Genomic DNA, 22,825 nt, shown 5'->3' with positions numbered 1-22,825 from the left:
GGAATGTGTTATGAAAACGTTGGGCGAATTTATCGTCGAGAAGCAGCACGACTTTCCGCACGCCACAGGGGAACTGACGGCGCTGATCTCAGCTATCAAGCTGGGTGCCAAAATTATCCACCGCGACATCAATAAAGCCGGTCTGGTGGATATCCTCGGTGCCAGTGGTGTGGAAAATGTTCAGGGTGAACAGCAGATGAAGCTCGATCTGTTTGCCAACGAAAAACTGAAGGCCGCACTGAAAGCGCGTGGCATCGTCGCCGGTATCGCGTCTGAGGAAGAAGACGAGTTCGTCATCTTCGAAGGTGAGGAGAACGGCAAGTATGTGGTGTTAATGGACCCGCTGGATGGGTCGTCTAACATCGACGTTAACGTCTCTGTCGGCACCATTTTCTCTATCTATCATCGCGTCAGCGAACCGGGCACCCCGGTGGTTGAAGCGGATTTCATGCAGCCCGGCAACAAACAGGTCGCGGCTGGTTATGTGGTTTACGGCTCCTCTACCATGATGGTTTACACCACCGGTGCAGGCGTGCATGCCTTTACCTACGATCCGTCGCTGGGTGTCTTCTGCCTCAGCCATGAACGTATGACCTACCCGGAGACCGGTTACACCTACTCCATCAACGAAGGTAACTACATTCGTTTCCCGCAGGGCGTGAAGAAATATCTGAAGTTCTGTCAGGAAGAGGATCTGCCAACGCACCGTCCTTACACCTCACGTTACATCGGATCGCTGGTCGCGGATTTCCATCGCAACCTGCTGAAAGGGGGCATCTACCTCTATCCCAGCACCGCCAGCCATCCGCAGGGCAAGCTGCGTCTGCTCTATGAGTGCAACCCGATGGCGTTCCTGGCGGAGCAGGCAGGCGGTAAAGCCAGCGACGGTCAGAGACGTATTCTGGACATTCCACCGGTCACGCTGCATCAGCGCTGCCCGTTCTACTGCGGCAATGAGGCGATGGTCAACGACGTTGAGCGTTTCCTGGCTGAGTTCCCGGATTGCCGTCAGGGCTAATCCGGCAGAGATAAAAAAGGGCGCGATCATCGCGCCCTTTTTTTTATCACGCTGGCTGCAGTCTGAACTGCGCCATGGTTGCCTGAAGCTGATCGGACTGCGCTTCCAGCGACTCGGTCGCGGCCTTCGCCTGCTCCACCAGCGCCGCATTCTGCTGCGCCGCCACATCCATCTGCGTGACCGCCAGATTCACCTGCTCGATGCCACGACTCTGCTCGTCAGACGCCATGGAGATCTCCTTCATCAGCGAGGTCACGCGCATCACCTCACCGGAAATCTCATCCATGGTTTCCCCGGCACGCGTCGCCATCTCACTGCCCTCTTTGACCCGCGATTGTGAATCGCTGATCAGCGTGCGGATCTCTTTAGCTGCATTAGCACTGCGCTGCGCCAGCGTACGCACTTCATTCGCCACCACCGCAAAGCCACGGCCCTGCTCGCCCGCACGTGCCGCTTCAACGGCAGCGTTGAGTGCCAGGATGTTGGTCTGGAACGCGATGCCGTCGATCACGCTGAGAATATCGCCGATGCGATTGGCGCTGTCGGTAATCTCATGCATTTTTTCCATCACATAGCAGACCACCTCCGCGCCGCGGTCGGCGGTATCGGAGACCGCATTTGCCAGCTGATGGGCCTGCTGAGCGTTGCTGGCGTTAAGCCGCACCGTTGCCGTCAGCTGCTCCATGCTGGCCGCCGTCTGCTCAAGCGAAGCGGCAGACTCTTCCGTACGCTGTGACAGGTTGACGTTGCCGGCGGCCAGTTCACGGCTGCCGAGGTCGATCTGCATACTCGCCTCACGCACCTGACTGACGGAGTGACGCAGCGACTGCTGCATCCCGGTCAGTGCATGGTTAAGGCGTCCCAGCTCGTTGTTGCTGGACGGCGGCAGCACCTGAGAGAGATCGCCCGCTGCGATCTGCTCAAGATGCACAATCGCGCTATCCAGCGGCTGCAGCAGCATCCGGCGCAGCAGTTGCCAGGCGAGCACCAGCAGCAGCAGGGTTAAGGCCACCGCCACGGCGATCAGGATTTTCATTTTGGTTTCGTTATGGGCCGCCTGCACCAGCTGCGCCGCCGTGACCTGATCGGCGAACTGGCTGAAGTCCGTGACCGCCTTGTTGTAGCTGGCCGCCAGCGTCGCCAGGTTGCCTTCCAGCAGCTGGTAATACTCGTCGGTGTATTGCTTGTCCAGGGCGCTCATCATCGGCTTGATGCCCTGGTCGAGATAGGCCTTGTAGCTGGCTGAAATCGCATCCGCCAGCATTTTACCGTGTGCCGTTACCGTTCCGGCATCGATAAAGCGCTTGAGCTGTTGCTGGGAGGAGTCGACATCCGCCTGCGACAGTCGGGTGACGGCGGCGCCCTCTTCCAGCATGCCGATTTCAATTTTTCGTACCGCCAGCGCCGCGTTCGCGCGGGCCCGCATTAAATCTGCATTGCTCTGATAAAGACTGTTCAGCTCGATCCCCTGAATGCGGTTGATAACATCCAGCGAGCGGTTCCCTTTGTTAATTGCCACAATACCCATAAAACTCACCGCCAACAGCAGCAGTGTCATAAATGCCAGCAGTGCCAGCAACCCCGTGCGAAGTGATAACTGTTTCATCTTGATCGTTTCCGTTTATGAGAATAGGCGAAATGTCCAGCGGCCCTAAAACGGAACAGATATCGGCAGTAACGGACCGAAACTTTAACCCTGATTGAGTGTTAACAGCTTGATCATCACGGAAACATCAATCAAGCTAATCGCCGCTTACCCCCGACCCGGAGAAACACGATGAAAGCAGGCCTGTTTCTGACGCTGCTGCTGACCAGCACGATAACGATAGCGGGGGATCTGCCGTCAGATGCCTCGCTCGACCGCTGCCTGAATAACGCCCGGACCACGCTGGACATGAACCAGTGTTACGCTGCCGCCACTCAGGCCTGGGATCAGGCGATGAATAAGGAGTACGGCAGGCTGATGAAAACCCTCAACGGCGAACCCCGGGATAAACTGCGTGCTGCTCAGCGCGCCTGGCTGAGCTATCGGGACAGCTGGCTTGAGGCGGGCTACAGCCAGCTCAGTTCACAGGGCTCTCTGGGCAGTGTGGCGCTGAGCGCCCAGCGTCTGAGCCTGGTGCGCAATCAGGCGCAGATGCTGCAGGCGATGGCAAGGGGCAGTTGCGCTAACCCCGACGACTGCTGATCTGACCCGATTTTGCGCTGGCTGAGGCTGGCGCGTTCACTGACCTTCAGGGAGAAACCATGGCCGCTTACGCTTCAACGCTTATTCTGATTGGCCTCGCCGTGCTGAGCTATTTCGTGCACAACAACGCGGTCACCCTGTCGATTCTGGTGCTGCTGGCAATCAAAGTAACCCCGCTGGCACAGTTCTTTCCCTACGTGGAAAAACAGGGCATTACCTTAGGCATCATTATCCTGACGGTGGCCGTGATGGCCCCGCTGGCCAGCGGCTCTCTGCCGGCCGCTGCGCTGATCAAATCCTTTGCCAGCTGGAAGTCGATTGTGGCTATCCTGGTGGGCATTTTTGTGGCCTGGCTCGGCGGTCGTGGCGTCAGTTTTATGAGCGTTCAGCCGTCGGTTATCGGTGGCCTGCTGATTGGTACGGTGATTGGCGTGGCGTTCTTCCGTGGCGTGCCGGTAGGGCCACTGATAGCCGCAGGAATCGTTTCGCTGTTTGTGTCGGCGAAGTAGCCTTAGGGCGCATTCCGAAACGCCAAAAAGAGGGCATACTTTCAGAGTCAGTTGGCTATAATAGCCGACACTCAACATACGACTACTGAAGGAATACCCGATGAGTTTGAACCAGGTGCCAGCAGGTAAAGACCTGCCAGAAGATATCTACGTTGTCATTGAGATCCCAGCGAATGCTGATCCGATCAAATATGAAGTTGATAAAGAGTCTGGTGCCCTGTTTGTAGACCGTTTCATGTCTACCGCGATGTTCTATCCGTGCAACTACGGCTATATCAACCACACCCTCTCTCTGGATGGTGACCCGGTTGACGTACTGGTTCCGACCCCGTACCCACTGGTACCGGGCTCCGTGATCCGCTGCCGTCCGGTTGGCGTACTGAAAATGACCGACGAGTCTGGCGAAGATGCCAAACTGGTTGCCGTGCCGCACACCAAACTCTCTAAAGAGTACGATCACATCAAAGATGTGAACGACCTGCCAGAGCTGCTGCGTGCGCAGATCACCCACTTCTTTGAGCACTACAAAGATCTGGAAAAAGGCAAATGGGTGAAAGTGGATGGCTGGGACAACGCCGAAGCCGCGAAAGCCGAAATCATCTCCTCTTTCGAGCGCGCACAGAAGAAATAAGCCTGCTGCCCGTTTGTGAGTCGAAAAAAAAACACCGTCCATCAGGACGGTGTTTTTGTTCAGGCCTCTGGCTCCGCATCGCGCTTCAGCCAGTCGCCGCTCGTAATGCGCTGGCGTCCTGCCACTGAGCGTTGATAGACATAAAGCCATGCACTGCCAAACGGCGTCTGAGTCAGAAAACGTTTGTACTCTCCCCCTTTGGTGCGAAGCGCATCCAGCTCCGCAAGGGTTGAGGCATCAATGCGGTACACTTCACACTGTACCGCGCCGTTGCCCTCAATAACGCCGGGATAATGGCCCAGACTGTAAAGCTCAAAGCCTTCAATCTGGTGATCACCCAGCCACTGCGCATTCGTCATCCAGTGACTGTTTCCCTGTTTGCGCCGTAAACTGCCGTAGACAATTATTCGCATTGCTAAAACTCAAACTGATAGAGCAAATCGAGAGCCTGATCCACACCGGACACGGCTTCCAGATAGAGTTTGGGCATCAGGCGGTAACGCAAGGTTAACGTCGCCAGTGAATCAAATATGCCAACACCGTATTTTACCTGCAGACCCGGCAGTACATAGCCGCTGACCTGCACCTGCTGGCTGTCGCCAACACCCGCAGTATCAAGAGCCAGATTACTGACACCGAAAGTCTCCCCGATTTTACCCACAACCTGCCCACTTTGTGCAACCCCTAAGCCCACAAGCGCAGAAGTCAGGGCATTACTGTCGCCATCTTTGCCGAGTCCCTGACCGCGCAGCAGGTAAGAAAGCGCCTCCTGCTGCGACATCGTCGGATCGGAGAAGACCTCCGCTTTCGGCTCATCCGCCAGGCCGGTGACGCGCAGACCCGCGGTAACGCCATCTTCGGTGGCATCCGGGTTACGAATCGCCTCCAGGTTGATGTAGGGCTGATCCGGCGGGCCGGCGAACTGCAGTTCACCTTTACGCACGATCAGATCCTGACCGTAAGCGTGGAAGCGGCCGGACGGGATGTTGATCTGACCGTTTAAGCCGAGGCCCGACCGATCCTGCACCAGCTTCAGGTCGCCATTCAGTCGCGCTTTCAGACCAAAGGCGGAGAGGCGCACATCGTTGCCGACGTGGATCACCAGGTTACTGTTAATCGGAATCGCCGCGGTCTGTGGCGCAATCGGCTTCAGCTGTTTATCCAGCATCACCTCATCCGACGAAACGCCCGTGGCGCTCTCCGGCACTTCCTGCACCGTGATGCGCGCCCACGGAATATCGACCCGTCCATCGAGGTTAAAGGCGGCAGGCGTCGCTTCAAAGACCAGATCCGGCGAGACATCCATGCGCACCATCGGCGGCACCGTGACGCGAACCCGGCTGCCTTGGGCGGCGACGCGGGCGCGCCAGTTGTCGAGCTGGCTCCAGTCCGCATTACCGCTGAGGTTGATGTTGCCCTGGCTGGTCTGCACCAGCCCGTTCAGGGTGGAGCTCATGCCATTGAACACCAGGTTGAGGCTGGCGGCCGTGAGGTCAACCGGCATAAAGTTGCCATCCACATCCACCCCGGTCAGACCAAGCTGGCCATAGACCTGCGGCTGCTGCACGCTGCCGCCAAGACGCAGGCTGCTGTTGAGGCTACCTTTGATCTTCTCGCCCTGCATCAGCGCCGGGTTGAGCATCGCCAGTGAGACGTTGCGGATGTTGACGTTACCGCCCAGCGTGCGGCGGCTTTGCGGATCGTCGATCTGCACGTTGCCATCCAGCTGCCCGTTACCGGCAATGCGGATCAGCCAGTCGAGCTGCGCGCGACCGTTTCGCAGTGCGGCATTGAGGTTCAGCGTATCAAAGGCGATCGGCAGGTTATTGCCCTGCACATCCTGCACCACCTTGACGCCGTTACCTTTCAGCGCGACCGTTCCGGTCGGCAGCGCCCCGTCAGCCGTCCAGTTGACGCGCACGTCGCCGCTGAACAGGCCGCTGAGCTGGGTGGCATCCGGCATAAAGGGTTTCACCATCGCCAGGTCAAAGCGGTTCAGCACCACATGGGCATGACCTTCCGGGCCCGCTTCAACCGGTTCCGGCACGCAGAGGCGGGCATTGGGGTTCTGCCAGCAGTGCGGTCCGATGGTCGCCGTCTGACGGCTGTTGAGATAGTCGATGGCCATCGCACGGGTCAGCCGCCATTCGCCTACCGGCGTATCGAAGTGGGTGTCGTTCAGTGACCCTCGCCAGCGCTGCGTCTGGCGATCAAAGCTGCCGTTGAGCGCCAGCTGGCCGGAGACCGGTTTGCCCTGCACGTTGAGTTTCAGCTGATGCTGCTGCTCATTGCCGTCAGCATTCAGGGTCAGCAGGCTGATGTTCAGCGCATCCTGCTGCAGCTGTTCGACGCGCAGCTGCAGTTTGCCCGCCACCTGTTCGTCAGAGCGCACGTCGCCCTTGAGCGTCACGCGATTAATCCGCATCTGCTGCCAGCGCAGGCCCCGGCCATTGAGATCGGCCAGCAGCTGCGGTGCCTTCAGGGTGCCGCGCGCTTTGATGGCCCCGTTGACGACGCCGCCCAGACCGGGAAGCGCATTGTCGAGCTGCGGCGCATTGATGCTGGCATCCAGATCCAGACGGTCGCCCAGCGACCCTTTGACATCCAGCTGGTTGCGTCCCAGTGCCAGCTTAATGCCCGGCACCGTCCACTGGTTGTAGCTGTTGCCGGTCAGGGAGCCATCTGCGGTGACGGCGTTCTGTTTCACATTCCCTTTCAGCTGCAGCTGCGGCACGCTCAGCTGCCAGCTGCCGCCATAGAGACTGCCGCGGGTGGTGATTTTGCCATCCAGCCGCGCCGGCCAGTCGGGATACTGTTTAGCCGTATTGATCCCCGCCAGCGTCAGTTCGCTGCGCCAGCTGATCGCCTTGCTCCAGTCCACCAGCGCAGTGAGGTCGATGTTGCCCTGCAGCGCAGCCACGCGCAGGCGATCGAGACTGAACTGCTCAACGTTGCCTTTACCGGTCAGTGAGACGGTCGCCGGTGGCACCGACTCCCCCTTCACGGCGGTCTGCAGTGACATCACATAGTCGGTGGCTTTGCCTTTGAACTGATAGTCCAGATTATCGGCCTGATAGGCGACCGGGCCTGTCAGCGGCCAGCGCAGTTTCGGGCTGGTCAGCTGCAGCGACAGCGGCAGCCCCGCCACCGCCAGCTGGGTCGCGGCGCTGAGCTGCGCATCCACCGGGCCGGAGAGGTTCAGCGCCAGCTTCAGCTCGTCACGCATCGCGCCGTTAAGTTTCAGCGCAATCTTTTCGCCTTTGACCGGGTCGGTGTTGACCGTGCCGTTCAGGGCAAAATCGACCGGCCAGTTATCGGCCAGCGTCGCCTGCCCGCTGCCTCTGAGATTGCCGAGGTCAGAGTCAACCTCCAGCGTGGTCAGCTGCATCTGCCGGTCGGCAGTTTTCGCTTTCATCAGCAGGCGGCTGACCGAAATATCGGTGTCGCCGGTGACGCGCAGCTGTTCTCCCAGGATCTGCTGAATGTCAATATCCAGCGGCAGACGGAAATCGGGCAGCGCAGGCAGCAGCGGTTGTGCAAACATCGCCTGCAGCGTTTCACCCAGCGGTTTCTCAGCCGGATGCGGCTGCTGAACTTTCGGCTCCACCACCTGTTCGTTCACGACTTTGGCTGCTTTCGGCAGCGCAATCAGCAGGCTTTGAATATGGGTAGGATTGAGCGTCAGCGCACGATCCTGCCACTGCAGACCGGTGGTAAAGTCGAGCAGCGAAATCGCGGTGTCATCCACTTTGACATTGATATTGTGCAGGCCAAGATGGCGCAGCGTAATCGGATAGGGCGTGCTGAGGTTGGTCGAGCCGCTCTCCTCTTCCGGCGCTGGCGCGGCAGGCGTCATCTTTTTACTGTCGACCACCACGCTGATATCACGCAGGGAGATATCATTCACGCAGACCGACGAATGCAGCAGGCAGTTAAGGTTCACCGCCAGATGAATCTGCCCGGCATCCACACTGACGCCAGGCATTTCGTAACGCAGACCGCTCAGGGTCAGGTTACGCCAGCCGCCCTCGACCTGTTTGATTGACAGGCCCGGTACCCAGCGCGACGCGCCATTCAGCACCAGATGCAGCCCCGGCGTGGTGCCGATTAAAAATGCCACCCCACCCAGCAGCAGCACCAGAAAGATCAGGATGCCGATGAGGACCTTTTTCCACAGCTTCATAGTTCTGGCCCCAGTCCTATATAAAATTGCAGTCCATGTGCATCGTCATCCCCGATAGGTCTGGCGATGTCTAATTTGATGGGACCCACCGGTGACGACCAGCGCACGCCGACGCCCGCACCGGTTTTCACGTTACTCTGTTTGATGTCGTTGACCGCTTCACCGGAGTCGACAAATACCGCTCCCCACCATTTGCCGCTGACGTTGTACTGATACTCCAGCGAGCCGGTGGCCAGTTTTGACGCACCGGTGAGTTTGCCATCCTCATCACGCGGTGAGATGTTCTTATATTTGTAGCCACGAATACTGCGGTCACCACCGGCAAAGAAGCGCAGATCCGGCGGGACTTTTTCAAAGTCGTTGGTTTCGATCCAGCCAAGATTGCCGCGCGCCACAAAGCGGTGGCTGTCGCCGAGGGTACGGATCCAGACGTTCTGCGCCTGCAGAATCAGGAAGTCAACGTCTGAACCCCAGGTGGTATCGGACACATCCGCTGAGTAGCGCTGAGAGTCGCCCCAGGTCGGCATCAGGCCACCACGCGAGCGGGTGCGGTTCACGCTGACGCCGGGATAGAGCAGCATGGTGGTATTGGTCACGCTGCCCTGAGTAAAGTGATCCAGGCTCCAGCGCAGGTTGACCGCTTTCTGCCAGCCGCTGCTGCTGTCCCAGTTGCGCGACATCGCCAGCGTCGTGGTGTCGGCTTTGGTGTCATTGAGGTCGGTGCGCTTCAGGCCGCCGGAGAAGGTGTAGTACTGCTCCAGCGGGCTTTTCAGCAGGGGCACTTTGTAGCTGAGATCGACCTGCTGTTCCGGCGCGGAAATGTAGGCGCTGGCCGCCAGGCTGTGGCCTCTGTCATTAACCCACGGCTTTTTCCAGGTGCCTTTCAGGCGCGGGCCGACGTCGGTGGAGTAGCCGACCCCGGTTTCGATGGTGTTTTCGGTGCGCGGCGACATCACGGCATTCAGCGGCAGCACTTTTGTTTTCCGGCCTTTGCTGAACTCCGGTGCAACGACCACGGAGTTAAACCAGCCGGTGGCGGAGAGGCGACGGTTCAGTTCAGCCAGATCGCGCGAGCTGTAGTAGTCGCCCTTTTCAAACGGCACCAGGTTCTGCAGGTACGCTTCGCGAATCTGCGAGCCCTGAAACGTCACGTCGCCAAAACGGTAACGCTCGCCGCTGTCGTAGTCGATATCCCAGAACGCTTCATGCCGCTCGACCGACACCCCCAGCTGGCTTTTTTTAAAGGTGCCATCGAAGTAGCCGTTGCGCAGCGCGAGATTCGAGAAGCCGCTTTTAAAGCGATCGTACTGCCCGTGGTTAAGCTGCGTGCCGACTTTGGGACGCCCCTGGGCTATCCACTCTTTGTAGTCGGCATCATTGCGGGCATCCCCTTCCAGCACGATGGTGCTGCCGCCGATTTTAACCGGCGGACCCGGTTTCACGTGCGCAATCAGCACCGGCCGTCCCCCCTGCGCGGGGGCAGGACGGGATTCAAAGTCGATCTCAGGTTCGTAATAACCCAGCGCGCGCAGGCCTTCTTTTATCGCGACAGAGACGCGGGCACGAAAGCGACCATCATTGGAGACTTCATCGCTGCCGATGGTGGAGAGGCGTGCTCTGACATTTCGCTGCAGATCCCCGGTTAAGCCGTCTACCTGTAATCGCACAGTCGCCGCCTCAAGGGCAGGCGCAGCAAGCAGCAGGCCAGCCATGCAATAAATATGAAATCGTGGCACCTGTACTCCTGTTAATCATGCCGGCCCCTTTTCCGCGGGGCGCTTATTAATCATCTTTGCCCGCACTACCGCAACGGCAACACCCCTATCATAGCCGCACTTTATGCCAAATGGCGGCGTAGCAGTAACATCTAAGTCAAATATCCGGGCTATTGTCGGTAAATGAGGAGGTCGATACAACTCCTGCGACGGGGAATGATCCCGCCTGATGGAGTCACTCAGAGAAATCTGAGCGGGCTACTGACCGCCCGGACCGTGAATGCCGCCCGAACCGGCGGTTTGCCCTCTGGCGGGCTGATAAGCGCTCCTGCTATAATCTGCAGCCACAGGCATCCCGCCTGTTTTCATTTCTGCCCCGGCAGCGTTCAGCCTGTCGAACTGGCGCAGACATTTTTGGCACGGATAGCCCTGTTTAACGAGTAACCGCCCCGTTCGCGCTTGCTCACGCTGCCCAGGCCAAAAATGACAAGTGGATAACCCTTTGGATCACTTATGTTAGATAGCTTACTTGTCATTCTTTTACTGATTGTCGTCAGTGCTTTTTTCTCTCTGTCGGAGATCTCGCTGGCAGCCGCCCGCAAGATCAAACTGAAACTGCTCGCCGATGAAGGCAATGTTAACGCGCAGCGCGTCCTGAAAATGCAGGAAACGCCGGGTATGTTTTTTACCGTCGTCCAGATTGGCCTTAACGCCGTCGCCATCCTTGGCGGTATCGTCGGTGACGCTGCCTTTTCACCGGTCTTCAGCGGCCTTTTCAGCCGCTTCGTCCCGCCGGAACTGGCCGAGCAGCTCAGCTTTATCTGCTCCTTCACCATCGTGACCAGCCTGTTTATCCTGTTCGCCGACTTAACCCCAAAGCGGGTTGGAATGGTCGCCCCCGAAACCATCGCGCTGCGCATCATCAACCCGATGCGTTTTTGCCTGCTGGTGATGCGTCCGCTGGTCTGGCTGTTTAACGGTCTGGCTAACGTCTTCTTCCGCCTCTTCAAGCTGCCAATGGTGCGTAAAGATGACATCACCTCCGATGATATCTACGCGGTGGTGGAAGCCGGTGCGCTGGCGGGCGTGCTGCGTAAGCAGGAGCATGAGCTGATTGAAAACGTGTTTGAGCTGGAGTCGCGAACCGTTCCCTCCTCCATGACCTCGCGTGAGAACATCGTCTGGTTTGATCTGCATGAAGATGAGGCCAGCCTCAAGAGCAAAATCGCCGAACATCCGCACTCTAAGTTTTTAGTCTGCAGCGGGGATATCGACCATATCGTCGGCTATGTCGACTCCAAAGAGCTGCTGCTGCGCGTGCTGGGCAACCAGAGTATGGCGCTGAACAGCGGCCTGCAGATTCGTTCTGCGCTGATTGTGCCGGATACGCTGACCCTCTCTGAAGCGCTGGAAAGTTTCAAAACCGCCGGTGAAGATTTTGCGGTAATCATGAACGAATATGCGCTGGTGGTGGGCATCATTACCCTGAACGACGTGATGACCACGCTGATGGGAGATCTGGTCGGTCAGGGCATGGAAGAGCAGATCGTCGCGCGTGATGAGAACTCGTGGCTGGTTGAAGGCGGCACGCCGATTGATGACGTGATGCGCGTGCTGGACATCGACGATTTCCCGCAGTCAGGCAACTACGAAACCATCGGCGGCTTTATGATGTATATGCTGCGTAAGATCCCGAAGCGAACCGACTTTGTGAAGTTTGCCGGCTACAAGTTCGAGGTGGTGGATATTGACAGCTACCGCATCGACCAGCTGCTGGTCACCCGCATCGATGAACGACCGCCGGTGCTGAGCATGACAAAAAGCGAAGACGAGCAGGGATAGCGAAGGGTCTGGCTTATAAAACACTCAGGGCGCCATCGGCGCCCTTTTGATTAGTTGAACTCAAGCTTGAGACGAACGACCTGGCGGTTAATTTCTGACATCACGCTCAGGTGCTGTTTGTCTTTGACGCGCGGGATTAACACTTTCCCTTTATCGAACTCGAACGCGCCAACGTCCTTGATATACAACCTTCCTTTGAACAGCGTTTTGACATATTTCGCTATTTGCAGCGGATTATAGCGCTGGAAGATTTTCATACTGACTGACTCCTGTACATTTTTAAAGCACGCTTCGCCGTTTCCAAAGTAGGTACCAGCCCATGAAGCGCGAATTCGCGATAACTATAGAACACCGAACACTACTGGTGTTCCGAAAAATGAATTTTTTTACTGAGTTGACACATCATTACAGAACAGTCTGTTATGACTCTCATATGACACAGTATAAACCTTCGTTGGTTAAGGAATTGTGGCGGGCATAACAAACCTGACACCTTTCCACGACAGGCGCATCATCCCTGCTTACTATTGCAGTAAAATGACTGACTGGTCTGATCACTTAAGGAAAGTGCGATGCGAAATATTCTGGCAGCCGTGGCGCTGTCATTACTCATACCGGCGGGCGTCATGGCCCACGACCTCAGGCTCGATTCCCGCGTGCCCGCCACGGGCGTCAACGACAAAGGCGAGCTGATACTGCAGCAGGAGAAGTTTAGCTATAAAAACTGGAATAGCGCGCAGCTGAGTGGAAAAGTTCGCGTGATCCAGCACATTGCCGGGCGCTCCTCCGCCAAAGAGATGAACGCCGCGCTGATAGAGGCGATTAAGGCCGCGAAGCTGCCGCATGACCGCTATCAGACCACTACCATCGTTAACACCGATGATGCGATCCCCGGCACCGGCATGTTTGTGCGCAGCAGCATTGAAACCAATAAGCAGCAGTATCCCTGGTCGCAGTTTATCGTCGACAGCAAGGGCAATGTGCAGCACGCCTGGCAGCTGCAGCCGGGCAGCTCCGCCATCGTCGTGCTGGATAGACAGGGTACGGTGAAATTTGTGAAGGATGGCCCGCTGACGCAGGATGAAGTGACAAGAGTGATTGCTCTGGTCACCTCACTGCTGAAGGCGAAATAGCAGACGCCCCGGCGGGCGCGAAGCTCGCCGGGGCATCAGAAGGCAGACGCTCAGCCCGCGTTAAAACAGCGACACGCGGAAGCCGGGGTTCAGGAAAGATTCGCGCGGCGCGTAATCCAGGGTTTTACCCTGCCAGTCATGCACATGCGCGCCTGCGGCCATCGCCACCGCATGACCTGCACCGGTGTCCCAGATATTGGTGGGTCCGAAACGGGGATAGAGCTGAGCTTTCCCTTCCGCTACCAGGCAGAATTTCAGCGAGGAGCCGGTTGCAACGGTCTGATGCTCGCCCAGCTGCTTCAGGTACTCTTTCATCTCCTCATCGTCGCCATGAGAACGGCTCACCACCACCAGCGGAGGTCGTGCGTCACGCACATGAATCTGTTCACGATGACCGCCCTCCTCTTTCCACGCCTTTCCCTCCGCCGCAGAGTACATCACACCCAGCGCGGGGGCATAAACCACGCCCAGAATCGGCTTGCCCGCCTCAATCAGCGCAATGTTGACCGTAAATTCGCCGTTGCGTTTGATGAACTCTTTGGTGCCATCCAGGGGATCGACCAGCCAGTAGCGCTGCCAGTGCTGACGCTCTGTCCAGGCGGGCGGATCTTCTTCTGACAGCACCGGCAGATCGGGGGTTAACTGCTGCAGGCCAGAGAGGATCACCTCGTGCGCAGCGATATCCGCGGCGGTCACCGGCGAATCATCCGATTTGTGAGAAACGTCAAGCGGCGCGGCACCGTTATAGACCTGCATAATCGCGTCGCCTGCTTCGCGTGCCAGTTGGCAGATTTGCTCTAACATTTTTCACCTCGTTGTGTCTTTCTGCTGCAGGATCAGCTTTCCGTCAGACAGTGACATTTTAGCAGTTTCGCCTGATCTGCCCATTTACAGGCTGACCAGCGCGCCAATTTATAGATATATCAATATCATAGTTACCCGTTTATCGCCACGCCTGCGCCACTTTGCGCGCCCGCCGGAATCCGGTGCCGCCTCCGATGCGCCAAAACGTTATATCCATCACGATTTAAAATGACCCACCGGCAGGCTTTTACATTATTTTGAGATCCCCAATTATTTTGCAGCAGGAGCAGGCATGTTTAAGCCCGGCATAGTCTTACTGGCACTTGGCGTTTCCGCCGCCGCACAGGCCGCAACGGTCGATCTACGCATACTGGAAACCACCGATCTTCATAGCAACATGATGGATTTCGACTACTACAAAGATACCCCAACCGAAAAGTTTGGCCTGGTGCGCACCGCCACGCTGATCCACGCCGCGCGTCAGGAGGTGAAAAACAGCCTGCTGGTCGACAACGGCGATATCATTCAGGGCAGTCCGCTGGGCGACTACATGGCGGCAAAGGGATTGCGTGAGGGGGAGATCCACCCGGTCTACAAGGCGCTCAACACCCTGGATTACAGCGTCGGCAACCTTGGCAATCATGAATTTAATTATGGCCTGCCCTACCTGAAGAAAGCGCTGGCCGGTGCCCGCTTTCCCTACGTCAATGCCAACGTCATTGACGTGAAGAGTGGCAAGCCGCTGTTTACGCCTTACCTCATCAAATCCACCACGCTGGTTGATCGTGAAGGCAAAACCCGGACCCTGAAGATTGGCTATATCGGCTTTGTGCCGCCGCAGATCATGGTGTGGGATAAAGCCAATCTGCAGGGCAAGGTGCGGGTCGATGACATCACGGAAACGGCGCGCCGCTATGTGCCGGAGATGCGTGCGCAGGGCGCGGATCTGGTCATCGCGATTCCGCACTCCGGCCTGAGCAGCGAGCCGTATCACACCCTGGCGGAGAATTCGGTTTACTATCTCAGCCAGGTTGAAGGCATCAACGCCATCCTGTTTGGCCATGCCCACGCCGTCTTCCCTGGTAAAGATTTCGCCGCGATTAAAGGCGCAGACATTAAGAACGGCACCCTGAATGGTGTGCCTGCAGTAATGCCCGGCATGTGGGGCGATCACCTGGGCGTGGTCGACCTGGTGCTGAACAATGACAACGGCAAGTGGCAGGTCACGAGCGGCAAAGCTGAGGCGCGCCCGATCTATGACACCGCAGCGAAAAAGTCTCTCGCCGCCGAAGATCCCGCGCTGGTGAAGGTCCTGGCTGAGGATCACCGCGCCACGCGCGCCTTTGTGGCGAAACCCATCGGCAAGTCCGCCGACGTGATGTACAGCTACCTGTCGCTGGTACAGGACGATCCCACCGTGCAGATCGTCAACAACGCACAGCGCGCCTATGTCGAGCACTTCATTCAGGGCGATCCCGATCTGGGCCGTCTGCCGGTACTCTCAGCGGCGGCGCCTTTCAAGGCGGGCGGGCGTAAAAACGATCCGGCCAGCTATGTCGAAGTGGAGAAAGGGCCGCTGACCTTCCGCAACGCCGCCGATCTTTATCTCTACCCCAACACGCTGGTGGTCATGAAGGTCAGCGGGGCGCAGGTTAAAGAGTGGCTGGAGTGCTCTGCAGGCCAGTTTAACCAGATCGATCCGCACAGTACGAAAACCCAGTCGCTGATTAACTGGGATTTCCGCACCTATAACTTCGATGTGATCGACGGGGTCACCTATCAGATCGATGTCACCCAGCCAGAGCGCTACGACAGCGAGTGCCAGCTGATCCATCCTGATGCCTCCCGTATCCGTCAGCTGAGCTGGCAGGGTAAGCCGATCGACCCGCAGGCGACCTTCCTGGTGGCGACGAACAACTATCGTGCTTATGGCGGCAAATTTGCCGGCACCGGCGATAAGTATGTCGCCTTTGCCTCGCCGGATGAGAACCGTTCGGTGGTGGCAGCCTATATCAGTGCAGAGACTAAGGCGCACGGGGAAGTCCAGCCAAAAGCGGACAATAACTGGCGGCTGGCCCCGATTAACACATCCACGCCGCTGGACATCCGGTTTGAGACGGCACCGGGGGAGAAAGCCACCGGGTTTATTAAGCAGCATGCGCAATATCCGCTTCAGCCCAAAGGGACCGATGCGACTGGCTTCGCGTTGTGGCAGGTGAATTTACAGCAGAAGTAAGGCAGGATAAAACGCTGCAACCGGGCGGTTGCAGCGTCCGGCAATTACAGAATTTCCAGCAGTTCCACTTCGAAAATCAGGGTGCTGAACGGTGGGATGGAGGCACCCGCACCGCGCTCGCCATACGCGAGGTTCTGTGGGATCACCAGTTCCCATTTTGAGCCAACCGGCATCAGGGTCAGGGCTTCGATCCAGCCTGGGATCACACCGCTCACCGGGAACTCTGCCGGTTCGCCACGCGCCACCGAGCTGTCGAACACGCTGCCGTCGATCAGTTTGCCGGTGTAGTGCACGCGTACGCGATCCTGACGCGATGGGATAGGACCTTCGCCCTGAGTAATCACGCTGAACTGCAGACCAGATTCGGTGCTGTTCACGCCTTCACGCTGCGCATGTTCCTGCAGGAACGCCTGACCTTCTGCTGCCATGGCTTCGGTGCGCTCACGACGCACGCCTTCAGCGCGTTCATGAACCTCACGCAGTGCGCGATGAACGACATCAACCGGTACGGCAGGCGAGTTCCCTTCCAGCGCGTCGCGCAGGCCCGCGAGCAGTGCTTCTGGCTGCAGCCCCTGCAGACCAGATTCCAGCAACTGCTGGCCAACCTGTAAACCAATACCGTAACTTGCTTGTGCTTCGACGCTGTCGAAAGAAGGGGTAGTCATCTTCGTTCCTTTCACTCTCGGATAAATTCGAACCGGCAGCATAGCAGCGCAGGCCGCTGGCGTAAAATGCCCTGCATCGCAGATGACTTTTCCCGGCGAAAGAGAAACAATAGAGCCGTCAGATTTATCAATGCTGGCAGGCACTTCGCGCCAGTATTGCCCATACTATAACTATCGACGGAATACCCCCCGTCTGTGGCACACGAAGAAGAGAGCAACTATGGGCCAGATCGCCCCACGACGCCGCCGGACGCGCGCAACACATATGATATCCCGGCTGCAGACCTGGCTGGCCGCACGCAGGCCAGCGCAGCCTGCCGGAGAGGAGGAACCCCGCATGGCTTCTGAGACGTCATCCCGCCTGCCGACATGGCTTCAGCGAATCTGGCATTTTACCGACGACATCCGCTGGATGGCACCGCTGCCCGCACCGCACCGTCGCGGCATTGTGGCGGCGCTGCTGGTTATGCTGGTGGCGTTTCTCTGGCCTGCCACGACGCCGCGCTATCCGGTCGAGCAGCCGGTTACGCCTTCCGCCGAGAAAGAGGTGCCGATGCAGGCGGATATCTACGATAACACCCGCTCCGGGCAGGCCTCCTCATCACAGCAGACGCCAAAAGCAGATTCTCAGGGCGCGTGGCGCAGTCTGACCATCGCGTCCGGCCAGACGCTGGCGCAGCTGTTTCGTGACAACAGCCTGCCGGTCAATGATGTGTTTGCGATGGCGCGGGTGGAAGGCAACGATCAGCCCCTCAGCTCACTGAAAAGTGGTCAGCAGGTCAAAATCCGACAGGATGCACAGGGTGTGGTAACGGGACTGACGGTGGAGGGCGCAGAGGGCCCGGTGCTGTTTACCCGTCAGACAGACGGCAGCTTTATCCGCGCGCAGTAGCTGAGCAAGGCATAAAAACAAAAACGCCGGCGCAGGGCCGGCGATTTTGTCGTGCTCAGTTAATAAAATTAACCAGCAACAACCTTCACGGTCAGTTTAGCGAATACATCGCTGTGGACCTGGAAGTCTACTTCATGCTCACCGGTAGTACGCAGAACGCCGTTCGGCAGACGAACTTCGCTCTTCGCTACGTCAACGCCAGCAGCAGTAACTGCATCAGCGATGTCGCGGGTACCGATTGAACCGAACAGCTTACCTTCATCGCCTGCTTTAGACGTGATGGTCACGGTGCCCAGTGCATTGATTTTCTCAGCGCGTGCAGTCGCTGCAGACTGAACGTCAGCCAGTTTGGCTTCCAGTTCAGCACGGCGTGCTTCGAAATACTCAACGTTTTTCTTTGTAGCAGGAACAGCTTTGCCCTGTGGAACCAGGAAGTTACGAGCGTAGCCCGCTTTAACGTTAACCTGATCACCCAGGCTGCCCAGGTTTGCTACTTTATCAAGCAGAATAACTTGCATTACCTTATCCTCTTAAAGTCGTTAATGGACAGTTGCCGATTACTGATGACGATCAGTGTACGGCAGCAGAGACAGATAACGCGCGCGCTTGATGCAGCGAGCCAACTGACGCTGGTATTTTGCACGAGTACCGGTGATACGGCTCGGGACAATTTTACCGCTTTCGGTAATGTAGTTTTTCAACGTTGCGATGTCTTTGTAATCGATCTCAACAACGCCTTCCGCGGTGAAACGGCAGAACTTGCGACGACGGAAATAACGTGCCATTAGGCTAGTCTCCAGAATCTATCAATTCAATCTGCTCGGCATGGAACACCACTTTGCTCTGGCCATTACGTGCCTGATGGCAACTAATGAAACCGTCCAGTGTGAGTTGCGTGCCGACCGTTATATGTTGAGTAATCACCTGATGGGTGCTGCCGCTGATAATCACCGGCATACGACACCAGGCTTGCCGGTGAAACCCGGCCTCCTCCTGCACTGAGCGGTGCTCTAGCACAAACTGACAGTGAGGAATTCCTGACGGGCTAATTTTTCGAACCGGCGTCCTGCACACAGTGCCGGACAAGCGCAGTCGATTAACCGTCACGATGGATTACTCTTCAGAATCCCCAGCATCTGACTCATCAGCGGATTCGTTAGCAAAATCTTCGCGACGATCACGACGCTCATCTTTCGCTTTAACCATCGGTGATGCTTCAGTTACCGCGTGTTTAACGCGCATAACCATGCTACGGATAACGGCGTCGTTGAAGCGGAAGTTCGTTTCCAGCTCATCGATCGCTTCCTGCGGCGCTTCAACGTTCATCAGAACGTAGTGAGCTTTGTGCAGTTTGTTGATCGGGTAAGCCAGCTGACGGCGGCCCCAGTCTTCCAGACGGTGAATCGTGCCCTGTGCACCAGTGATAGCACCAGTGTAACGCTCGATCATGCCAGGAACCTGTTCGCTCTGGTCAGGATGAACCATAAATACGATTTCGTAATGACGCATCGAAATTGCTCCTTACGGATTATTCAGCCTCCTGTCGGGGTCAGCCGCGGCCCATGGAAGCAAGGAACGTTATAGGCTGTGTCCCACAACCGTTCGCCGTAACGAGCCTTTGTGGGACACAGCCTGAGAATGCGGCTGAAAAATTGACGCGTAATCATACTGGCGACCGTGGCTAAACTCAAGCGCACATTTCAATAAAATGCGGCTGGGGACGCGGAGTCGGTGGGTCAGGCAGGGAACAGTGTAAAAACAGCGGGTTAACGCGGGATCGTTCAAAAACGCTGACAGAGAGGTTCAGCGGGACGATCTGGCGTTCGCAGGGGCAGTGGCTAAAATTAAAGCAGACGTCACGACAGGGTCGCTGGCGTCACACAGAGTGTCTTCCCTGAAGTGAGGAGTCGGGCATGAAAACGTTCGTCATCGCCACTTTCCTGGGTCTCTTCCTGTCTCCACCCGCCCTTGCCAGCCATGCTGACTGTGCGCAGCAGATAAGAAGTCACAGCAGCGAAGCGGCATCCGGTTATGTCTATGTTAACCGGCTGGACAGGCCGGAACGAAACCCGGTCAGCGCGCCTGCCAGTCCAGCTGAGAAATCGGCTGCGCGCTGGTAACGCGTCACGGGCGGCGGCATCATGCTCCGCCCGTTCATCTTTTACAGCTGATGACGAAAGAAGCTGACCAGCGCCGTCAGGGCGGAGGGGGTGATCTTATGCCCAATCCCCTTTTCCGACAGCGACGTCAGATGCTGATCCAGGCCATTGTCACGCAGCGCCCTCTCCAGCCGCTCGGTTTCCGCCCAGGGCACCACCTCATCCGCCTCGCCATGCCACAGCAGCAGCGGCCGGTCTGCCAGCGCCATGAGCCGGTTGCTGGGGTCATACTCCGCCAGAGGCGCCATGCGGGCAGCAAATCTCGCCTGACGATCGGGGGTATCGGGAAGCTGGGGCGGAAACAGTGAGTGACTGAGCTGCATAAAATAACCCGATCCCATCATGCAGGCGACGCTGTGAATCTGTGGATAGCGCGCCATGGCCCCCAGGGCGGTCATGCCGCCCATTGAGGCCCCCGCCACCGCAAAACGCGAACCGGCGATCAGATTTTCATTTCGCAGCGCCGCTTCCAGCTGCGGCAGCTCATCAATGTTCTGCTTCAGGATCTCCCAGAAGCGGTCCAGGCGTGTCCCGGCATCACCGTCATAGCGCGCGCCGTGTCGCGCCGCATCGGGCATCACCGCGCGAAAACCTGCCTGCGCCAGCGCCACTGCAAAGTAGGCGTAGACCTCTTTTGACGAGGTAAAGCCGTGATAAAACAGCACCGTGGGCAGCGGTGCCTGGCGCTGTCCGGCAGGCGTGGCGTGCAGGCATTCAATACCGGCCAGCGTTTCTGTCGTGAGTTCGATCATCGTCTCTCCTGATGGGGTGAAAGCGTGCCGCTCCAGTGTACGTGCTGAGGATGATTTAACGAAACGTGCCGCTGCGCTTAGCGACCGGATTTCGCCCTAAACTTTTCCCCCTCCCTGCCGTTGATGGTGTACCCCCATAACTTGTTCAAAGGTAATTTATGAAGCGTCTCTCTCTCAGCGGCCTGAGTCTTGGAGTTAAGCTGTCTGTACTGACGTCTCTCAGCGTTGCGCTGCTGTTGCTGGTACTCACCCTGACTCAAAGCCACAACGCCTCACGCCAGCTGGAAAATCTCGCCATCGATGACGTGCACAATCAGGTGCAGGGCATTAATGAAATGGCCTCCATGTTCAACGCCACCCTCACCGAAGAGGTGAGCCACTATACCAATCTGTTTATCAGCTTTTTACCCAGGCGTTTCAGCCTTGATGACAGCGCCAGAATTCAGGTGGGCGCATTTTCAACGCCCGTGCTGCGCGCCGGATTAAAAACGCTGAACCTCGATCAGGTCGCCGTCGACGATTTCACTGACCGCACCGCGGCGGTGGCGACGATTTTTGTGCGCGATGGCGATGATTTTATCCGCATCTCCACCTCGCTGAAAAAGGAGGATGGCAGTCGGGCTATCGGTACTCAGCTTGATCGCACCGGCGCCGCCTGGAAAAGCGTTCACGAAGGCAGGGCATATCAGGGACTGGCCACGCTGTTCGGCCACCGCTATATCACGCAGTACCAGCCGGTAAAGGATGAGAGTGGCAGGGTCGTTGCCATCCTCTTCGTCGGCGTTGGCATTGACAAGCAGTATGCGCTGATGCGCGAAAAAATCCTGGCTCGCCGGCTGGGTGACAGCGGTCATTTCTTTGTGCTCAACGGCACGCCCGGTAAGACGCAGGGCAACTATCTGTTTGACCAGCACAACGAAGGAAAACAGCCCGGCTGGGATAGCGCTATCCTGCAGCCGCTATTGACGCAGCCACAGGGCATGCAGCAGGTGGAAATTGACGGTGAGCAGAAAATCCTGGCCTGGCAGCAGTTGCCGGGCTGGAACTGGGTGATCACCGGCGAAGTTAACCGTGCCAGCCTGCTGGCTCCGATTACCCACAGCCGTAACCTGTTCCTGATGACCGGACTGATTCTGGTGGTGATCTTTGCGCTGGGGTTTGTCTGGTACAGCCGCCGGGCCATTACCCATCCGCTGCAGCAGGTGATCCATCTGGCGGAGCAGTATGCCGCCGGTAATCTGCAGGTCAACCTGAAGACCACCCGCTCTGATGAGGTGGGCCAGCTGATCGTGGCAATTAACGGTATTGGAAACGGTCTGGAAAAAATCGTCAGCCAGGTGCGCGTTGCCGCACAGGAGATCAGTGACGGTACGGATACCATCGCCGTCAGCAGCCATAATATCAGCGAGCAGATTGGACGTCAGGCCAGCAGCGTCGAGCAGACCTCCGCCAGCATGGAGCAGTTTGGCGCAACGGTAGAACACACCGCCGACAGCCTGCGTCAGGCGATGTCCCTGGTGGCGGAAGCCAGCGGAATCGTCAGCCACGGCAGCCAGACGGTGGAGCGCTCGGTGAACACCATGTCAGCGATTAAAGTGTCGTCACAAAGCATTGCGGACATTACCCATGTGATTGAGTCGATTGCCTTCCAGACCAACATCCTGGCGCTGAATGCCGCCGTTGAAGCGGCGCGAGCCGGTGAACAGGGTCGCGGTTTTGCCGTGGTCGCGGCAGAAGTGCGGGCACTGGCACAGCGGTCGGCGCAGGCGGCCAAAGAGATCGATGGGCTGATTGCCACCTCCATCGGCAACGTGGCACAGGGACATCAGCTCTCTGAACAGACGCGCGATGCGATGACTGACATTGTGACGCACATCGAGCAGGTGCAGGCGCTGATGGGCGAGATCAACGTGGCGGCGCAGCAGCAGGCGGCGGGCATTGGTCAGGTTAATCTGGCGATGAATCAGATCAGTCAGGCGACCCATCAGAACAGCGAGCTGGTGGCGCAGGCGGAAAACAGTGCGCAGACGCTGAGTGATAAAGGTCATCATCTCACCCAACTGGTCAGCGTATTCAGCCTTAAAGCCTGACCGCCTTC

The 22,825-nt window shown here is 57.6% G+C and carries 22 protein-coding genes; 10 read left to right on the top strand and 12 right to left on the bottom strand.

Going from position 1 to position 22,825, the window contains the following annotated elements; translation table 11 throughout:
• The first annotated feature begins 10 nt into the window (after nt 1-10).
• Complete coding sequence (fbp, locus tag HFD92_RS18050) at nt 11-1,018, top strand: class 1 fructose-bisphosphatase (protein ID WP_009087416.1); 1,008 nt, start codon at nt 11-13, stop codon at nt 1,016-1,018.
• 46 nt (nt 1,019-1,064) lie between these two features.
• On the opposite strand, the gene HFD92_RS18045 is transcribed toward fbp, so the two are convergent.
• Nucleotides 1,065-2,624 carry a methyl-accepting chemotaxis protein gene (locus HFD92_RS18045; protein WP_009087420.1) on the bottom strand — a complete coding sequence of 520 codons (1,560 nt, stop codon included), beginning with the start codon at nt 2,622-2,624 and terminating at the stop codon, nt 1,065-1,067.
• A gap of 171 nt (nt 2,625-2,795) precedes the next feature.
• Between HFD92_RS18045 and HFD92_RS18040 the strand changes: the two genes are divergently transcribed.
• From HFD92_RS18040 to ppa, 3 genes are all read left to right on the top strand, one after another.
• The gene (locus HFD92_RS18040) at nt 2,796-3,206 is read left to right on the top strand and encodes a lysozyme inhibitor LprI family protein (protein ID WP_167429422.1); all 411 of its coding nucleotides are present in this window, start codon (nt 2,796-2,798) and stop codon (nt 3,204-3,206) included.
• Between the two features lie 59 nt (nt 3,207-3,265).
• On the top strand, nt 3,266-3,715 hold the full coding sequence (locus HFD92_RS18035; RefSeq protein WP_046102597.1) for a DUF441 domain-containing protein: 450 nt from the start codon (nt 3,266-3,268) through the stop codon (nt 3,713-3,715).
• 100 nt (nt 3,716-3,815) lie between these two features.
• Nucleotides 3,816-4,346, top strand: a complete 531-nt coding sequence (gene ppa, locus HFD92_RS18030; RefSeq protein WP_009087427.1) for an inorganic diphosphatase — start codon at nt 3,816-3,818, stop codon at nt 4,344-4,346.
• Between the two features lie 59 nt (nt 4,347-4,405).
• Here ppa and HFD92_RS18025 read toward each other — a convergent pair whose 3' ends face one another.
• Genes HFD92_RS18025 through HFD92_RS18015 form a run of 3 tightly spaced genes read right to left on the bottom strand, consistent with a single transcriptional unit; the run spans nt 4,406 to nt 10,241 of the window.
• Nucleotides 4,406-4,759 carry a gamma-glutamylcyclotransferase gene (locus HFD92_RS18025; protein ID WP_009087429.1) on the bottom strand — a complete coding sequence of 118 codons (354 nt, stop codon included), beginning with the start codon at nt 4,757-4,759 and terminating at the stop codon, nt 4,406-4,408.
• Between the two features lie 2 nt (nt 4,760-4,761).
• Nucleotides 4,762-8,529, bottom strand: a complete 3,768-nt coding sequence (locus tag HFD92_RS18020) for a translocation/assembly module TamB domain-containing protein (RefSeq protein ID WP_167429421.1) — start codon at nt 8,527-8,529, stop codon at nt 4,762-4,764.
• Nucleotides 8,526-10,241, bottom strand: coding sequence for an autotransporter assembly complex family protein (locus tag HFD92_RS18015; protein WP_181161960.1), 1,716 nt, complete (start codon nt 10,239-10,241; stop codon nt 8,526-8,528). Before HFD92_RS18015 ends, HFD92_RS18020 begins: the two co-directional genes overlap by 4 nt.
• A gap of 516 nt (nt 10,242-10,757) precedes the next feature.
• On the opposite strand from HFD92_RS18015, the gene HFD92_RS18010 reads away from it, so the two are divergent.
• On the top strand, nt 10,758-12,086 hold the full coding sequence (locus tag HFD92_RS18010; RefSeq protein ID WP_009087434.1) for a hemolysin family protein: 1,329 nt from the start codon (nt 10,758-10,760) through the stop codon (nt 12,084-12,086).
• Between the two features lie 50 nt (nt 12,087-12,136).
• Here HFD92_RS18010 and HFD92_RS18005 read toward each other — a convergent pair whose 3' ends face one another.
• Nucleotides 12,137-12,343 carry a DUF1107 domain-containing protein gene (locus tag HFD92_RS18005; RefSeq protein WP_003855513.1) on the bottom strand — a complete coding sequence of 69 codons (207 nt, stop codon included), beginning with the start codon at nt 12,341-12,343 and terminating at the stop codon, nt 12,137-12,139.
• A 315-nt stretch (nt 12,344-12,658) separates the two neighbouring features.
• Between HFD92_RS18005 and HFD92_RS18000 the strand changes: the two genes are divergently transcribed.
• Nucleotides 12,659-13,219: a YtfJ family protein gene (locus HFD92_RS18000; protein WP_009087436.1), complete on the top strand. Its 561-nt coding sequence runs from the start codon at nt 12,659-12,661 to the stop codon at nt 13,217-13,219.
• 60 nt (nt 13,220-13,279) lie between these two features.
• On the opposite strand, the gene cysQ is transcribed toward HFD92_RS18000, so the two are convergent.
• Complete coding sequence (gene cysQ / locus HFD92_RS17995; RefSeq protein WP_167429420.1) at nt 13,280-14,023, bottom strand: 3'(2'),5'-bisphosphate nucleotidase CysQ; 744 nt, start codon at nt 14,021-14,023, stop codon at nt 13,280-13,282.
• A 292-nt stretch (nt 14,024-14,315) separates the two neighbouring features.
• On the opposite strand from cysQ, the gene HFD92_RS17990 reads away from it, so the two are divergent.
• The gene (locus tag HFD92_RS17990) at nt 14,316-16,259 is read left to right on the top strand and encodes a bifunctional 2',3'-cyclic-nucleotide 2'-phosphodiesterase/3'-nucleotidase (protein ID WP_167429419.1); all 1,944 of its coding nucleotides are present in this window, start codon (nt 14,316-14,318) and stop codon (nt 16,257-16,259) included.
• 44 nt (nt 16,260-16,303) lie between these two features.
• On the opposite strand, the gene fklB is transcribed toward HFD92_RS17990, so the two are convergent.
• Nucleotides 16,304-16,924, bottom strand: a complete 621-nt coding sequence (gene fklB / locus HFD92_RS17985) for an FKBP-type peptidyl-prolyl cis-trans isomerase (RefSeq protein ID WP_009087442.1) — start codon at nt 16,922-16,924, stop codon at nt 16,304-16,306.
• A 220-nt stretch (nt 16,925-17,144) separates the two neighbouring features.
• Between fklB and HFD92_RS17980 the strand changes: the two genes are divergently transcribed.
• Entirely contained in the window at nt 17,145-17,816 is a 672-nt protein-coding gene (locus HFD92_RS17980; RefSeq protein ID WP_150030241.1) for a LysM-like peptidoglycan-binding domain-containing protein, read from the top strand.
• A gap of 68 nt (nt 17,817-17,884) precedes the next feature.
• Here HFD92_RS17980 and rplI read toward each other — a convergent pair whose 3' ends face one another.
• The 4 genes from rplI to rpsF are packed head-to-tail and all read right to left on the bottom strand — an operon-like array spanning nt 17,885 to nt 19,325.
• Complete coding sequence (gene rplI / locus HFD92_RS17975; RefSeq protein WP_058956512.1) at nt 17,885-18,334, bottom strand: 50S ribosomal protein L9; 450 nt, start codon at nt 18,332-18,334, stop codon at nt 17,885-17,887.
• Nucleotides 18,335-18,373: 39 nt separating this feature from the next.
• Nucleotides 18,374-18,601, bottom strand: coding sequence for a 30S ribosomal protein S18 (rpsR, locus tag HFD92_RS17970; protein WP_002210155.1), 228 nt, complete (start codon nt 18,599-18,601; stop codon nt 18,374-18,376).
• A gap of 4 nt (nt 18,602-18,605) precedes the next feature.
• Nucleotides 18,606-18,923: a primosomal replication protein N gene (priB, locus tag HFD92_RS17965; RefSeq protein WP_009087448.1), complete on the bottom strand. Its 318-nt coding sequence runs from the start codon at nt 18,921-18,923 to the stop codon at nt 18,606-18,608.
• A gap of 6 nt (nt 18,924-18,929) precedes the next feature.
• Nucleotides 18,930-19,325, bottom strand: a complete 396-nt coding sequence (rpsF, locus tag HFD92_RS17960) for a 30S ribosomal protein S6 (RefSeq protein ID WP_009087450.1) — start codon at nt 19,323-19,325, stop codon at nt 18,930-18,932.
• Nucleotides 19,326-19,729: 404 nt separating this feature from the next.
• On the opposite strand from rpsF, the gene HFD92_RS17955 reads away from it, so the two are divergent.
• Nucleotides 19,730-19,936 carry a hypothetical protein gene (locus HFD92_RS17955; RefSeq protein WP_140029567.1) on the top strand — a complete coding sequence of 69 codons (207 nt, stop codon included), beginning with the start codon at nt 19,730-19,732 and terminating at the stop codon, nt 19,934-19,936.
• A 41-nt stretch (nt 19,937-19,977) separates the two neighbouring features.
• Here the strand turns inward: HFD92_RS17955 and yjfP are convergent, their stop codons facing one another.
• A complete protein-coding gene (yjfP, locus tag HFD92_RS17950; protein WP_167429418.1) occupies nt 19,978-20,727 on the bottom strand; it encodes an esterase in 750 nt (249 codons plus the stop codon).
• A 158-nt stretch (nt 20,728-20,885) separates the two neighbouring features.
• On the opposite strand from yjfP, the gene HFD92_RS17945 reads away from it, so the two are divergent.
• Nucleotides 20,886-22,817, top strand: coding sequence for a methyl-accepting chemotaxis protein (locus HFD92_RS17945; protein ID WP_167429417.1), 1,932 nt, complete (start codon nt 20,886-20,888; stop codon nt 22,815-22,817).
• Nucleotides 22,818-22,825: the final 8 nt, after the last annotated feature.

The organism is Pantoea sp. EKM101V, from assembly GCF_011800325.1.
GTDB classification, from domain to species: Bacteria; Pseudomonadota; Gammaproteobacteria; order Enterobacterales; family Enterobacteriaceae; genus Pantoea; species Pantoea anthophila.
Note: the sequence above shows the minus strand (reverse complement) of the source record. Positions and strands in the feature narration are given on the sequence as shown.